This is a genomic window from Bartonella sp. LJL80 (genome assembly GCF_054871565.1).
Window position 1 is genome coordinate 1 of record NZ_JBTXLM010000008.1, and the last position, 15,683, is coordinate 15,683.

Annotated in this window: 14 protein-coding genes; 10 read left to right on the plus strand and 4 right to left on the minus strand. The window is 49.8% G+C overall.

Going from position 1 to position 15,683, the window contains the following annotated elements; genetic code table 11:
- Both ACYSNS_RS11860 and ACYSNS_RS11865 read left to right on the plus strand, forming a co-directional pair.
- Positions 1–581: autotransporter outer membrane beta-barrel domain-containing protein (locus tag ACYSNS_RS11860; RefSeq protein ID WP_461723377.1), on the plus strand; the 581-nt coding region annotated here is incomplete at its 5' end.
- A 203-nt stretch (positions 582–784) separates the two neighbouring features.
- The gene (locus ACYSNS_RS11865; RefSeq protein ID WP_461723378.1) at positions 785–1,024 is read left to right on the plus strand and encodes a hypothetical protein; all 240 of its coding nucleotides are present in this window, start codon (positions 785–787) and stop codon (positions 1,022–1,024) included.
- Here the strand turns inward: ACYSNS_RS11865 and ACYSNS_RS11870 are convergent.
- Positions 1,021–1,812: a molybdopterin-synthase adenylyltransferase MoeB gene (locus ACYSNS_RS11870; RefSeq protein WP_461723379.1), complete on the minus strand. Its 792-nt coding sequence runs from the start codon at positions 1,810–1,812 to the stop codon at positions 1,021–1,023. The genes ACYSNS_RS11865 and ACYSNS_RS11870 overlap by 4 nt on opposite strands.
- Before the next feature lie 86 nt (positions 1,813–1,898).
- Between ACYSNS_RS11870 and gshB the strand changes: the two genes are divergently transcribed.
- The 8 genes from gshB (at position 1,899) to ACYSNS_RS11910 (ending at position 10,290) form a co-directional block, all read left to right on the plus strand.
- Complete coding sequence (gene gshB / locus ACYSNS_RS11875) at positions 1,899–2,837, plus strand: glutathione synthase (protein ID WP_461723380.1); 939 nt, start codon at positions 1,899–1,901, stop codon at positions 2,835–2,837.
- Between the two features lie 146 nt (positions 2,838–2,983).
- Positions 2,984–4,030 (plus strand): PstS family phosphate ABC transporter substrate-binding protein, encoded by a 1,047-nt coding sequence (locus ACYSNS_RS11880; RefSeq protein ID WP_461723381.1) that lies wholly within the window; start codon positions 2,984–2,986, stop codon positions 4,028–4,030.
- A 63-nt stretch (positions 4,031–4,093) separates the two neighbouring features.
- Positions 4,094–5,578 carry a phosphate ABC transporter permease subunit PstC gene (gene pstC / locus ACYSNS_RS11885; protein ID WP_461723382.1) on the plus strand — a complete coding sequence of 495 codons (1,485 nt, stop codon included), beginning with the start codon at positions 4,094–4,096 and terminating at the stop codon, positions 5,576–5,578.
- A complete protein-coding gene (gene pstA / locus ACYSNS_RS11890) occupies positions 5,575–6,867 on the plus strand; it encodes a phosphate ABC transporter permease PstA (protein ID WP_461723383.1) in 1,293 nt (430 codons plus the stop codon). The genes pstC and pstA overlap by 4 nt, the downstream gene beginning before the upstream one ends.
- A 73-nt stretch (positions 6,868–6,940) precedes the next feature.
- Positions 6,941–7,699, plus strand: a complete 759-nt coding sequence (gene pstB / locus ACYSNS_RS11895; RefSeq protein WP_461723384.1) for a phosphate ABC transporter ATP-binding protein PstB — start codon at positions 6,941–6,943, stop codon at positions 7,697–7,699.
- 123 nt (positions 7,700–7,822) lie between these two features.
- Positions 7,823–8,545, plus strand: coding sequence for a phosphate signaling complex protein PhoU (gene phoU / locus ACYSNS_RS11900; protein WP_461723385.1), 723 nt, complete (start codon positions 7,823–7,825; stop codon positions 8,543–8,545).
- Between the two features lie 13 nt (positions 8,546–8,558).
- The gene (gene phoB / locus ACYSNS_RS11905) at positions 8,559–9,242 is read left to right on the plus strand and encodes a phosphate regulon transcriptional regulator PhoB (protein ID WP_461723386.1); all 684 of its coding nucleotides are present in this window, start codon (positions 8,559–8,561) and stop codon (positions 9,240–9,242) included.
- 148 nt (positions 9,243–9,390) lie between these two features.
- Entirely contained in the window at positions 9,391–10,290 is a 900-nt protein-coding gene (locus ACYSNS_RS11910; protein ID WP_461723387.1) for a cell wall hydrolase, read from the plus strand.
- 746 nt (positions 10,291–11,036) lie between these two features.
- Here ACYSNS_RS11910 and ACYSNS_RS11915 read toward each other — a convergent pair.
- The 3 genes from ACYSNS_RS11915 to ACYSNS_RS11925 form a co-directional block, all read right to left on the minus strand.
- A complete protein-coding gene (locus tag ACYSNS_RS11915) occupies positions 11,037–13,406 on the minus strand; it encodes a membrane-bound PQQ-dependent dehydrogenase, glucose/quinate/shikimate family (RefSeq protein WP_461723388.1) in 2,370 nt (789 codons plus the stop codon).
- Between the two features lie 469 nt (positions 13,407–13,875).
- On the minus strand, positions 13,876–14,859 hold the full coding sequence (locus tag ACYSNS_RS11920; RefSeq protein ID WP_461723389.1) for an ABC transporter substrate-binding protein: 984 nt from the start codon (positions 14,857–14,859) through the stop codon (positions 13,876–13,878).
- 30 nt (positions 14,860–14,889) lie between these two features.
- A complete protein-coding gene (locus tag ACYSNS_RS11925) occupies positions 14,890–15,681 on the minus strand; it encodes an ABC transporter ATP-binding protein (RefSeq protein WP_461723390.1) in 792 nt (263 codons plus the stop codon).
- Positions 15,682–15,683 lie beyond the last annotated feature (2 nt).

Here is a 15,683-nt window from a genome sequence, read left to right on the forward strand (position 1 = left end):
GTGCCAATGATGTCTATGTTGACGGTGTGGCGCAGGTCATGTGGTATGATACGGATATCAAGTCGGATTGGTTAAACCGTCGTGATCTCGTCAATGGCAATGATGGCATGGGCTATGCGGTATCGGTCGAGGCGGGCAGGAAGATTGCCCTCAACCAGGAATGGACGATGACACCGCAAGCACAGCTTTCCTATAATGCGGTGGATTTTGACAGTTTCCGTGATGCGTATGATGTGCATGTCAGTCGGGAAGATGGTGATGCGCTGACGGGTCGTTTGGGGCTTGCATTCAACCGGGAGAAGGCATGGAAGTCTGAAGCGGGGGACACGCGCCGTTTGAAGACCTATGGCATTGGCAATCTCTACTATGAGTTCCTGAATGGAACGGAGGTCTCGGTAACGAATGTTGACTTCCGCAATCGCTCGGATCGTTTCTGGGGCGGGCTTGGCACGGGTGTTTCCTACAATTGGCAGGACGATGCCTATTCGATCTATGGCGAGGTTGATGGCCGCACCTCATTCTCCGACTTCGGTGATAGCTACTCGCTCAATGGAACAGTGGGATTCAGAGCCAGATTTTGACCCCTTGGCTCTGCTGAAACTGTTTCAGCTCCGGTTGCCGACCCACGGTGACCGGAGCAAATTGCCGCGATGAATCTTTTGCAGAAGCGCTTCTGTCTCTCTGTCTATATATTTTGCGAAGCTTTAATAGCGATTTTTAACCGGAACACTTTCTGTCCCTTCGACGTTTATTCTTTAACGGCCCATTTAACGGAGAGAAAAGAATGACAACGAATGAGAAAGCACAATCCAATTCTGTGAATGCCCAGACTATTGACCGTTCTTCGCCGAACACAGGCAGCGTGCCAAACCGCTCTGCTATGAAGACGAGTCAAACGATTGTGGATGGCGGGAACATGGAAGATCGAGGCGGGCCGTGGTCAAATCCCGATAATCCGGTCTTGAAAGAAAATATTGCTGAAAGCAATCTATCCGTCGACAAAGATGTTAGCGATAAGCATTAGAGATCATGATCCGAAGCTTTAGTCACATTGGTTTTTGCCTTTCGGCGCTTATATCGGATAGTTTCGAAGCGTGCCGAGAGGCCATCATAAAGCAGTAGACGACCAACAAGAAGCTCGCCAATGCCGGCAATAAGCTTGATCACTTCCATGGCTTGTAGCGAACCGATAACGCCAGGAAGAGCGCCGATAACACCGACCTCTGCGCATGTGGGAACTGCACCTGCAGGTGGAGGCACTGGAAAGAGATCGCGGTAGGATGGATTGTTGTCCTGATAGGGCATTAAAACTGTTACTGACCCATCAAACCTGCCTATCGCACCGCTTACCAGAGGTTTACGTAAAATTTCGCACATGTCCGCCAACAGATAGCGTGTAGTAAAATTATCTGATCCATCGACAATAATATCATATTGTTCGATGATTTCGGTTGCATTGGTCGCATTAAGACGCAAGCAATATTGTGTCACACGAATGTGCGGATTAACGGCTCCGATAGCATCGGCCGCACTTTGGGTTTTGAGCTGACCTATTTTATCCGTGGCATGGATAACTTGCCGCTGCAGGTTGGAAAGCGATACGGTGTCATCGTCGACGATGCCTAATGTTCCGACACCAGCAGCAGCCAAATAGCTAAGAATCGGCGCGCCGAGGCCGCCCGCACCAACGACCAGTACGCGCGCAGCCTTCAGTTTTTGCTGACCTGAACCGCCAATTTCGCCTAAAATGATGTGGCGTGCATAACGTTCAATTTCCAGCTTGTTTAATTTGTTGTCAGGCGCTTGCGTCATGCCTTGTCCCTTGTCATAGTCGGCACCACTTTAATAGTCTTGCGGACGGTTGACCAGTCCGCTTTTAATGAGATGAGGCTGAGCTGATGAAAATTGCCATTCAGATGGATCATATTTCAACGATACATATCAAGGGGGATACGACTTTTGCGCTCGCACTAGAAGCGCAAAAGCGTGGGCATAGTTTGTATCATTACACCCCTGACAGGCTTTCAATGCGCGATGGTGTGGTGACGGCGCGGCTTGAAGCACTCACGGTTAAAGATGAAGAGGGAAGCCATTTCACTTTGGGAACACCGGTGCACACCGACATGACGTCTATGGACGTTGTGCTGTTAAGGCAGGACCCGCCATTTGATATGAATTATATCACAACGACACATCTTCTTGAACGGATCCATCCTGCAACTTTGGTCGTGAATGATCCGGCATGGGTGCGCAATAGCCCCGAGAAGATTTTTGTCACGGAATTTCCCGATTTGATGCCAGAAACGCTCATTACCCGCGATGTAGAAGAGGTAAATGCTTTTCGTGCAGAGTTTGGCGAAATCATTATCAAGCCTCTTTACGGAAACGGCGGGGCAGGAGTCTTCCACCTGAAAAAGGACGATCGTAATCTGACGTCACTTTTGGAGATGTTCGATACGCTCTATCGCGAACCGTTCATCGTGCAACGCTATCTCAAGGATGTCAGGGCAGGGGATAAGCGAATTATACTGATTGATGGTGAACCGGTCGGTGCGATTAATCGTGTGCCCGCTGAGACAGATGCGCGTTCCAATATGCATGTTGGCGGACGCGCGGAAAAGACCGAGTTGACAAAACGCGAGCTTGAAATTTGTCAACGGATTGGGCCATCATTGAAAGAACGTGGTTTCATTCTGGTAGGGATTGATGTGATTGGCGACTATATGACCGAAATCAACGTCACATCGCCCACAGGTATCCGCGAAATCAAACGTTTTGGCGGCGCCGACATCGCTTCGCTATTCTGGGATAATGTCGAAGCAAAAAGAAAAGGTTGAAATCTTGAAAGAGTGATAGGCAAAGCTGTCATCAAAATGTAATATTTGTGTCATAGAGCAGTAACAGAACGGACTTAAACGGAGTGTCAGGTTGCCGGAAATCTGTTCGGCATCATAGTTGATCCAAATTTCAAGGAGTTCGATGGATGAACAAATTGCTTTCAACAGTTGCAGGCGTAAGCCTTGCAGTCGCACTATCCACAGGCGTGGCCAGTGCCCGCGACCAGATTCAGGTTGCCGGTTCGTCCACGGTTTTGCCTTATGCCAAGATCGTTGCTGAAACATTCGGCGAAACCTATCCGAACTTCAAGACGCCGGTTATTGAGTCCGGTGGCTCTGGCGCCGGCATCAAGGAATTCTGTCGCGGTGTTGGCGAAAATACCATCGATATTGCCAATGCATCACGCCCGATGAAGAAGACGGAATTGCAGTCTTGTTTCGATGCCGGTGTAAAAGACGTTCAGGAAGTGCGCATTGGTTATGACGGTATTGTCTTTGCTACGGATATTAATGGCCCGGATTGGAAGCTTGCACCTGTCGATGTTTATAAAGCCTTGGCAGCTCAGGTCGTCGTGGATGGCAAATTGCAGCCTAACAAGGCAGCCAAGTGGAATGCCGTGAATGCCGATCTTCCAGATTGGGACATTGCAGCCTATATTCCAGGTGAAAAGCACGGTACCCGTGAAGTTTTTGAAGAAAAATTGATGACGGAAGGCTGTAAAAAGAGTGGCGCTGCCGATGCAATGAAGGCAGCCGGCATGGATGACAAGGCTGTTGCCGCGGCATGTATCGCTGTTCGTAAGGATGGTAAGGCTGTTGATATTGATGGCGACTATTCAGAAACGCTTGCCCGCATCGCATCAAACAAGACGGGCGTTGGTGTTTTTGGTTTGGCATTCTATGAAAACAATGCCGACAAGCTTAAGGTCGCAACGGTGAATGACGTAAAGCCAAGCGTTGAAACCATTGCAAGTGGGGAATATCCTGTATCACGTCCGCTTTTCTTCTACGTGAAAAAAGCACATCTGGGTGTGGTTCCGGGTATGAAAGAATATGTTGAATTCTTCCTTTCCGATCAGATGGTTGGCCCTGATGGCCCGTTGGCTGAATATGGTTTGGTTGCAGCCCCTGACAATGAGCGTGAAGCCCAGCGTGCAGCCTTCGAAGAAGGCAAGGTTATGACTGCCAACTAAGATTTTTTTACGACGCGGGATACTACCCCGCGTCGTTTTTTTTGCGTAAAACCGGAAGGCAAAATGTCAGCATCTCTTATCGTTTTGATTATCATTGCCTTGGGTGTTGTGGGCTTTGTTTTGGCTTATTCCCGCGCTACGTCGATTGAGCGTAAGGGGCAAAAAATGCATTCCCGTCCGCATTATTACGGATGGTGGACATTTCTTATTACTGTCATTCCCGCGCTTCTGGTTCTTGTATTGTGGGATGCTGGAAGTTCCATTTATCTGGAACAGCGCGCGTCATCACATTTGGATGCGCAAATAGGCGAGGGGCAACAACGCAATCATAGTTTGGCGTTGGGTACGATCCGCAGCCTGACAAACGCGTTTTCCCAAACCAATGAAGATTTGTCGGCGCTTGCTGCGCGAAATGCTGTTGCTCCGTTGTCTTATGCCGCTTTAAAGACTGATATGGCCGAAAAAGGCATTATTCTGCCCACAGATGGTGACGACTATCTTGTCCCGATCGCCATAGATTGGAGCAAGAAAGCGTCCGTGGCCTATTTTATAGGGTCTGTGATTGCCATAATCTTTGCCGTCATAGGTTTTTTCTGCGGTGTTATGCAAGTGTCGCAGCGAAAGCGCGCCCGCAACAAAGTCGAGAAGATGGTGCTTTGTGGGCTTATTATAGCGTCAATCGTGGCGATACTGACCACTGTCGGTATCATCTTTTCCATGCTTTTTCAAACCATCAGTTTCTTTAATTCCGTTCCACTGTCGAACTTCTTTTTAGGAACTGTATGGGATCCGCGTTTTGCCTCGGCCGGTTCAGGTGGCGAGGTAGGTCAGTTCGGCCTGCTTCCGTTGTTGGCCGGAACAATTTACATTGCCTTTGTGGCCATGCTGTTCGCGGTGCCGATCGGCTTGTTTGCCGCTATCTATATGTCTGAATATGCCTCTGGTCGCATGCGCGCCATCGTCAAGCCGCTTTTGGAAGTGTTGGCCGGTATTCCTACAATTGTCTACGGCTTTTTCGCAATGATGGTGGTCGGTCCGTTCCTGCGTGATTTATCGATCGCCATAGCTGGCGGGCAGGGTTTCATCATGTCGCAGAGCGTGCTGACTGCGGGGCTCGTCATGGGTATCATGTTGATCCCGTTTGTATCGTCACTCTCAGACGACATCATAACAGCTGTACCGCAAACCTTGCGTGATGGTTCCTATGGTCTGGGAGCCACGCAATCCGAAACCGTTAAAAAGGTTATCCTTCCCGCGGCGTTGCCCGGCATTGTCGGTGCTGTTTTGCTCACGGCTTCACGTGCAATTGGTGAAACGATGATTGTTGTGTTGGCCGCCGGCGTGGCCGCCAATCTGACGATCAATCCATTTGAAGCGATGACCACGATTACCGTCAAGATTGTCAACCAGTTAACCGGTGATCTCGAATTCAATTCGCCCCAGACACTGGTGGCATTTGCGTTGGGTATGACATTGTTTGTCCTGACGCTTTTGATGAATATCTTTGCGCTCTATATCGTGCGTAAATACAGGGAGCAGTATGAATGACAAGCACTGTCCAACCCCAGCAACGCGATATCGGGCTAAAACGTCGTTACAGGGCAGAGCGTCGGTTCCGTGCCTATGGACTTACTGCTATTGCCATCGGCTTGTTTTTTCTTGTTGTACTTTTATGGTCGATCATCAGTCAGGGCTATACGGCATTTGAACAAACGTCGATGACCTTGCAGGTTCACCTGGATGAAAAAATCATCGATCCGAAGGGGCAGCGGCAAACCAATCCACAAGTTTTGATTGCCGCAAACTATCCACTTCTTGTCCGCAACGCTCTTGCCGAAAAATTGCATGTTGATACGAGCGATCGCCAGGCGATGCGTGATGTAAACCGGATGTTTTCTGACGGTGTTCGTGTAGAATTGCGCGATATGGTCATGAAGAATCCGGAGCTGATCGGTACAACCCAATCTGTGACAGTTCTTGCCGCCGCCGATATTGATTCAGCCTATAAGGGGCAGATCGACCTCAGTGTTGATGAGCAAAACCGCAAAGTGTCTGACCGACAGGTTGCGTGGATGAATACATTGGCCGATGAAGGCGTGCTCTATGAAGCATTCAACAAAGGCTTGTTTGTTTTCGGTGCATCCAGCCGTCCGGAAACATCGGGCTTGGGTGTGGCAATCATCGGTTCGGCCTATATGATGGCAATCGTTCTGGTACTATCTTTGCCGATTGGTGTGGCGACAGCTATTTACTTGGAAGAATATGCCCGTCGCAACAAATTTACCGATCTCATCGAAGTTAATATCAACAATCTGGCGGCGGTTCCCTCCATTGTTTTTGGTTTGCTCGGACTATCAATCTTTATCAATTTTCTCCATTGGCCGCGCGCGTCATCCTTGGTCGGCGGTGTGGTTTTGACATTGATGACATTGCCGACAATCATCATCGCAACACGCTCCGCTGTGCGTGCTGTACCCCCTTCCATCCGCGATGCGGCTTTGGGGCTTGGTGCTTCCAAAACCCAAACCGTTTTCGGGCATGTATTGCCACTGGCTGTTCCGGGCATTCTGACAGGTGCTATTCTGGGCTTGGCTCGCGCATTGGGTGAGACGGCACCGCTATTGTTGATCGGTATGGTTGCCTTTGTTGTCGACTATCCGAAAACACCGGAAGATCCCGCCACGGCACTTCCCGTGCAGGTGTTTATGTGGGCCAACGAGCCGGAACGCGCGTTTAATGAACGCACCTACGGTGCCATCATCATCCTGCTATTGTTTCTGGCAGTGATGAACATTGCAGCAGTTATTCTGCGGCGCAAATTTGAACGCCGCTGGTGATTGGAAACATCACCTCTCGTTTTTTAAAAAAAGCCCTGCAAAAATGGGTGCTGAAAATAAGGTCAGGTCTATAATGAAGATCAAAATGCGTGGTCAGGATGTTAAAGTATTCTACGGAGCTAAAGAGGCTTTGCATGGTATAAACCTTGATATCCCCGAACATCAGGTTACAGCGCTGATCGGCCCGTCGGGCTGTGGTAAATCGACCTTTTTGCGCTGTCTGAACCGTATGAACGACACGATTGAGGGGGCTAAGGTCTCGGGGCTTCTCAGTCTTGATGGTCAGGATATTTACGATCCTAAAATCGATGTCGTCGAGCTTCGTGCCCGTGTCGGAATGGTTTTTCAAAAGCCTAATCCGTTTCCAAAATCGGTTTATGAAAATGTTGCCTATGGCCCGCGTATCCATGGGCTTGCGAAATCCCGTAAGGAGCTGGACGCAATCGTTGAACAAAGTCTGGCGAAGGCCGGCCTGTTTGAAGAAGTCAAAGATCGTTTGCATGAAGCCGGAACCGGTTTATCCGGTGGGCAACAGCAACGTTTGTGTATTGCGCGTGCAATCGCTGTCAGTCCGGAAGTCATTTTGATGGATGAGCCATGTTCTGCGCTTGATCCAATAGCAACAGCCCGTATTGAAGAACTTATAGACGATTTGCGTCAGAATTATACCATTGTCATCGTCACGCACTCGATGCAACAGGCGGCACGTGTTTCACAATATACAGCGATGTTCCATCTTGGTGATTTGGTCGAGGTTGGCGAAACAGAAATGATGTTCACCTCGCCTAAAGAGCAGCGCACGCAAGACTATATTACGGGCCGTTTCGGCTAGAGTGTGTCCAACTAATAGTAAACAGCGGATGCGCTCGAAGTTTTTGTTTTATCGCAATTCTATACCGAAAACTGTGTCACACTTGATCTAGAATTGCCCTAATTGGAATTCAGGAGAATGACAATGCCTACAAACCATACCGTTCGTTCATTCGATGAAGAACTGAAATATCTGGAAGCCAAGATTGCTGAAATGGGCGGCCATGCCGAACGTATGATCGAACGGGCTGTCGCAGCCATCGTCCATGACGATTTACGTCTTGCGGGCGAAGTTATCGCCGATGATATGTTCCTCGATGAAAGTGAACGTGATATCGACGAAAAAGCCGTGACCATTATTGCCAAGCGGCAGCCGATGGCGGTTGATCTTCGCGAAATTATTGGCGCAATCCGTATCTCTGCCGATCTTGAACGGGTTGGTGACATGGGTAAAAACATTGCCAAACGTGCGCCGGCAATTGCAGAAACCCGTCAACCGGCGACCTTCTATCGTGGTCTTGAAGCCTTTGCCTCTCTCGCTCTCAACCAGCTCAAGGAAGTGCTCGATGCATATGCAAGCCGTTCGTTGGAACGTATTGATGCCGTGCGTGAACGTGATGACGAGATTGATGCGATGTATACCTCGCTCTTCCGTGAGCTTCTGACCTATATGATGGAAGATCCGCGCAACATCACTGCATGCACGCATTTGTTGTTCTGTGCCAAGAACATCGAGCGTATTGGCGATCATGCCACCAATATCGCCGAAACGTTGCATTACATCATAACCGGCACCTATATGTCGACGGAACGTCCGCGTGATGACCTGACTTATAAGGTGGGCGTCGATGCCCTCAGCAGCGAATAGAGGGATTTCCCCGATGACGCATAAGCCAACGATTACCGTTGTCGAAGACGAGGAAGCGTTGATTACGCTTTTGCGTTACAATCTCGAAGCGGAAGGATATTTCGTTCGTACCATCAGTGATGGTGAAGAAGCCGAATACGAGCTTGAAGATAACATTCCAGACCTGTTGGTGCTGGACTGGATGTTGCCCGGGCTTTCGGGGATCGAACTGTGCCGACGCTTGCGCAATCGGCCTGCAACCAAACAATTGCCAATCATCATGTTGACAGCGCGCGGTGAAGAGGATGAACGGATACGCGGCCTGAATGTAGGTGCGGACGATTTTATCGTGAAGCCTTTTTCAATGCCGGAACTCATTGCGCGCATTAAGGCACTTCTGCGCCGTGCCAATCCTGATGTGCTTGCTGATAGTTTGCAGGCAGGTGGTCTGATACTCGACCGGCACAAGCATAAAGTGTTCCGGGGCGATGACGAACTGCGTTTAGGCCCCACCGAATTCAAATTACTGGAGTTTTTCATGCGCGCCCCAGGCCGCGTTTTTTCCCGTGCCCAACTTCTCGATAATGTCTGGGGTAGTGACAATTTTGTCGATGATCGTACGGTGGATGTGCATATTCGGCGTTTACGTTTGGCCATCAATGAAGGTGAAATTGATCTCATTCGTACTGTGAGAGGTGCAGGATACGCATTCGGTTAATGTTTTTTTAAAGGTTTTCTCTGCATAGTCTTTTGCGAAAAAGGCTTACTTTTCAAGAATTTGTCAAGAATGTGGCGGTTCTTATCGGTTGCCTTTATTTTGCCTTCATTTGTCTGTGTGTTAGCGCATGCGGGAATGGTAACAAAGCATGAGATCGAAGTTGCGTAAAATGTTGAAAGTCCGCTGGGCAGGTATTGCCGCTGTTGTATTGGCACCTCTGGTTGTGACCGGCTGTGCTTCAAACCACGCCGGGTTTGATTCTTTTGGTCATAAAAAGAAAAGCAAAACAGTCGCCTACCCATTGACGGAACGAACCTGCCTTATGCGCGCGATGTATTTTGAATCCAACCGCTCTAGCCGTGATGGTATGGTTGCTGTCGGCACAGTTGTGATGAACCGCGTCAACTCGACAGCCTATCCTAAAACAATTTGCGGTGTGGTCGGACAGCCTAACCAGTTTGCTCCTGGTGTGCTGACGCGTCCCATGACTGAATCTGCTTCGGTAGCGCGTGTTGAAGAAGCTGCTGATGCGGTTTTGCGGGGCGAACGGGCAAAAAAGAGTAAGAATGCGATGTTCTTCCACACGGCTGGAATGACCTTCCCGTATAAAAACATGCATTATGTGCAGGTTGCCGGTGGCAATGCATTTTATGAAAAACGCGGCCGTGACGGCCAATTGCAAGTCCCGGTCAACGATGCGCCTTATGATGTCGCATTTGCGTTCTCGCAAGAGCGTAGCGGAAATGTGCCGCAGTTTACAACGCCGGGCCGCACCCAAACCTCTGCTCCGAAAGTTGTAGCGGAGCCGGCACAAGTCATGGTGGCGCAAGCAGAGCCAGCACCCGCTTTGGTTAATCAGGTTGAACCGGCACCTGCGCCGGTCATGGTCGCTCAGGCAGATTATCGCTTTGTGCCGACACCGACGCCAGCGCCGGTTGATCGCATGCAAACCAGTTCAGTTGCTCTTGGCTATGCGATGCCATCGAAACAAAAAGTCGATGAAATCGGAGCGATCCTACAAAAGCAGGAAAAAACGCGACGGTTTTAATAAACCGCCGCTTGTTGCGCGATATCTCTCGTTTCACATCCGTCGGATTGCGTGCGCCTGATTGTTCACTGGGCCTTAGAGCGCTTTTCGACCTGATGCTATCCGGCCGGCGCGTCTCAAGTTTTTGATTTGTCGCGGTATCTTATCCAATTGATGTTTCACATCAATCGGGTACCGCTCTAATATCAGACAGCCAACGGCTGCAATTTTCAACTTGCAATCATCGGATAGTCTTCGTTTTGACGATGATTTTCAACGGCAAGCAATTTCCGGTTGAGCTTGAAGCAGCGTCTATTCATTCATGAGAGTTAGAAAACGCTATTCAATATTGGTCTTGTTGAGCCTTCTTGCTCGACGATAGGGGCCGAGTAAAAATTGTGCGACCAAGCATGATCGCATTGTAGTTAAACAATATAAATTCAGACATAGGATCCAAGTCAATGCAGGCGCCGTCTGCGACCGTGGGGACTTACTTTTTATTCAATCCAGTTCGTTCAGATAAATGGATCCGGCTCTAGAGCATTTTCCGAAAAGTGTGAAGCGCATCCGCAGGAGAATTGATTCACCGGATCAATTCTTTATCCTGCTCCTATCGGATAAAAAATGCTCAAAAACAGAACCTTGAGCACATGTTTGGTTCATCAAACACCAAACTTGCTATGAAGGCTCGGCTGTCGGTCTGCCAAAGAAAAACCCACCGCGGTTAAGCGCGGTGGGTTTTATCTGTTTAACGATTGAAATGTTGATTAATCTTTCAAAGCATAGGCAATGACGTAATCACCACGCTTTGGATTTTGACGCGCACCGCCGGCGGTAATGACGATATATTGCTTGCCGGTTTCCGGTGAAACATAGGTCATCGGGCCACCTTGGCTGCCAACTGGCAGACGTGATTTCCAGACTTCCTTACCGGTGCGGCTGTCAAAAGCACGCAAATAGAAGTCTTGTGTTCCAGCGAAGAAAACAAGGCCGGATTGCGTAGCCATCGAGGCACCGAGGGTTGGCATACCGATCGGAACAGGAACGCCAAGCGCCATGTTCATCGGGCCTGTGTCTTGCACAGTGCCGACAGGAACCTGCCAAACTATTTTGCGCGTTTTCAAATCCACAGCCGACATGGTGCCGAAAGGCGGCTTTTGACACGGTACGCCGAGTGGTGAAAGGAAACGCATACGCATCGCACCAAACGGTGTTCCATCCATGGGAACAATACCCATTTCAATACCAGACGCGCTGGCTGGAATGTCTTTGCGCTCGACCAGATAGTTGGCAAGGCCAAGGCGCATATCGTTGATAAAGACATAGTTCAACGTTGGGTCTGTGGAAACAGAGCCCCAATTCATCCCACCGAGAGAGCCCGGCATTTGTAGCGAATAGTCGAGGCCGGGTGGTGTGAATACGCCCTGATGACGCATTTTGCGGAATTCGATACGGCACAAAAGCTGATCGAATGGCGTTGCACCCCACATATCCGCTTCGGTCAATGTGGCATTGCCAAATGACGGCATACCAACCGAATAAGGTTGTGTCGGCGAATAACGTTCACCGGCGACATTTCCTTGTGGAACGGGCTTTTCTTCAACCTCTGAAATCGGCTCGCCGGTTTCACGGTTCAGCAGGAAGACTTCACCCTGCTTGGTCACCTGGATAAGGGCAGGTACCATATTGCCGTTTTTATCTGGCGCATCAAGCAGCACAGGCTGGGCCGGTGTATCGAAGTCCCAGATATCATGGTGGACGAACTGGTAGTGCCAACGCACTTTGCCGGTTTTTACATCAACCGCTACGACAGATGAAGAATATTTGTCGTCAGCTTCTGTGCGATAGCCCGCCCAGAAGTCGGGCGTTGAATTGCCGGTCGGCAGATAGATGAGGCCAAGTTTGGCATCAAATGACATAGCCGCCCAAACATTGGGTGTTCCACGTGTGTAGGTTTCACCTTCAGGTGGAACGCCCGTCAAATCCGGATTGCCGGGATCCCATGCCCATACGAGGTGGCCGTCATAAACACTGAAAGCGCGCACGACGCCGGGAGGCTCGTCTGTTGAGAAGTTATCGGCAACGCGGCCACCGACAACAACAACATCATCGGCAACAAGCGGCGTCGAAGTCTGCTGGTAGTAACCGGGCTTGACTTCGCCCATGCCGACTTTCAAATCCACGACGCCATCCTGGCCGAAATCAGCGCAGGTTTTACCGGTATCGGCATCCAAGGCGATCAAACGGGCATCACCTGTTGGCAAAAACAAACGCTTGCTGCAAACCTTGTTTTCAGCTGCTGTGGCCTGCTTTGGTGCTTCATGGTAGCCCAAGCCGCGGCAACGCTGCCAATTGGGTGCTGTTCCTTTCGGGTCGAACACCCAGTTTTGCTTGCCAGTATCGATGTTCAAAGAAAGCACTTTACCATAGGCAGTGCAAACGTAGAGATTGCTTCCTACCTGTAACGGTGTGTTCTGGTCTTCGGCACCTGCTCCGGTACTTTGCGGGATGTCACCGGTATGCGCGGTCCACGCAACATCAAGCTTGTCGATGTTTTCCGGTGTGATCTGGTCGAGCGCTGCAAAGCGGCTGCCAAAATCGTCATTTCCCCAGTTCTTCCAGTCTTTCTGCTGCTTGTCTGGTGAAACAGGAAGGGCAGGGGCTGCAACTTGTGCCGTGTGGATGACATTTTTAGGCGTGAATGACGAAACGATAGCGCCAGCCATACCGACAAATACCAATGCAGCCAAAACCAAAGATGTTGCACCGGCCTGTTTGCCCTGTTTTTTGACCATCGGGCGATAAGCCAACAGGGTCAGGAAAAATGCCACCGAAAGTGCAAACAGATTGGAGAACTGTTGCCAGTAGCTCAGCCCCACTTCAAGATAGGACCAGATTGCTGTCATGATGTAGATGACAGCGAAAATCCAAACGCTTATCGGGCGCAGGCGAACCATAAACAGCCCACTCAGCAAAAGCAAAATGCCAAGCGCCAGATAATACCAAGTGGAGCTGCCCAGATAGAGCAGGTAACCGCCCAAGGCGGTAAAATATAGGCCTGCGATTAATACAAGCAGGCTGAGAAGGATAACCAGCCCTTTTGTAAAACCCGAAGGGCCATTTTTAAATTGAATCATTCGAACATCTCACTGATAAGAAATCTTGATTTATTGACACATGTTTTATGTTGAGACCTTTTCGCATGAAGCGCAATCAAGGTCAATCGTCGGTATTTCGTCGCTTGATAGCGGCTGCTTTAGGAACAACGTATTGGTGTTTGTTCCTAGGGGCAGGACTTATTCATATCAAATGATATGGCACAATAAACAGCAAAGAGATGCACGACGGAAAGCGAAAGCCAAGTGGTATACTTAGGTATGAGCTTTTCTAGCATGCAGATTGCACCTGTTTTTGTGTCCCTTCGGGATATGGTCAAATTTACCGAAACCCAAGTCGAGCAGCCTTGCAAATATCCATATTTCCTGTGGCTCTCTTCCGCGTTTTCAACAGAATTCGCTCATACCATTTCGTTCAAATCAATAGGTCCTGACCCTGGGTTGCAATTGAAAGAAGGATGGTGCTGCGTTTAAGAATTGTCAATAACGGCTATTGCAAGTTGACACGTTCTGCCGCGGCCTTTTTCAACGGCGTGGAGACAACGTATTTTGAAAGCGTTTCGATGGCATCTGGCTGCACTTTGATAATGCCTTTATCCGCAATCCATTGTCCCTCTTCACGCATTAATTGCAGCAGATCGGCGTCAAGATTGAGCTTGATCTCGCTTTCTTTCCACATTGCAAGCACGGTGTCGGCATCAATGTTGCCACCAAAATTTGAAGACATGATCTCGGCCGCATCTTTCGGATTTTGGGCGATATAGCTTTCTGCCTCGATCAAAGCTTCCAAGACGGCGCTGATGTCATCGGCGCGTGTGTCGATCATTTTTGTACTGGCTGACAGGATGAAATGAGGGCGATAAGACGGTGTCGCAATTTCTTTATAGTTATCTTTCAATGTCTTTTGTGCCGCAAGATAGAAACCGGGAAATGGTACAATCGCATCGACATCACCGCGCATCAGGGCGGCGATCAAATCGCTCGGTGCGGCATTGACGATCTCAGCACTCACACCTTCGGCCTTTAAAACGCTATCAAGCAGGAAATCGGTATTGGTGCCCAGTGTGACACCGACACGTTTTGAACCGAGATCCTTGATGGATGCTATTTTGCTCTTTTGCGTTGTGATGATACGAGAGCCATTAAACCGGCCTAAATCAGCCACCACGCCGAAGGCCTGTTTCTGCAATGCGCCTGTAACGGCAGGCAACTCAGCCATGGATGCAATGTCGGCCTGGCCGCCAATCAAGGCTTCAAACGTCTCGCGGCCACTGGGAAAAGAAATGACCTCGACATCCAGACCTTTCGCCTCGAAAAGCTTTTTGGCAACCGCAATATCAATTTGCGGCGTTTGCGGTGCTGGTGACCATGCAAGCACAATCTTTTCGCCAGCAAGCGCCAGTGATGACGACATGGACAATGCGAGAACAGTAAAACATGACAAAAGCGAACGGCGGGAAAACAGTTTGCGCATCAAATAATCCTTCAATGTGGGGAAACCTGCTTATGCGGTTTCAATGGAGGGATGGAGGAGGGAAATAATTTCGGCACGGATACTCAATAACGAAGCGTCAAAACGCGCGACTGATCGCGGACGAGGCGTTTCGATGGCGTAGCTTTGTATTATTTTACCCGGCGCTTTCGACATGACGTGGATTTTGTCGGCCAGCAACAATGCTTCGTCAACATCATGGGTTACGAAAAGAACGGTTGTTTGGTGCTCGGCCCAAACGCGTAATAGAAGGTCATGCATGGAAAGCCGCGTTTGTGCATCAAGCGCACCGAAAGGCTCGTCCATAAGCAGGACTTTCGGTTCTATGGCCAAGGTGCGTGCAATGGCGACACGCTGTTTCATACCGCCGGAAAGTTGGCCGGGATATTTTTCGCCTTGATCCTGCAAACCGACTTCGGCCAAAGCCGCCATGGCGCGTTCCCGCCGTATGGCGCGGGAAACCTTCTGGTTTCGCAAGGCGAACTCGATGTTCCCGCGTGCAGTGAACCATGGAAATAGTGCATATTGTTGAAAGATAACGCCGATGGAAGGCGTCGGGCCTTCAATAGGCTTTCCATCTATGGTCATACTGCCGCCCGCAGGTTCTACAAAGCCTGCCAGCGCATTCAGCAAGGTGGATTTGCCGCAGCCCGATGGGCCGATAAGAGCTGTGAACGTTCCGGCTTCAAGTGTCAGGTCAGTCGGCGCCAAGGCATCGAACCATCCCTGTTTTGTCGGGAAGCGGATGGAAAGATTTTGCGCTACAATTTGGCCGGGCAGTGCGTGGGCTTTATGATCAGGCATGT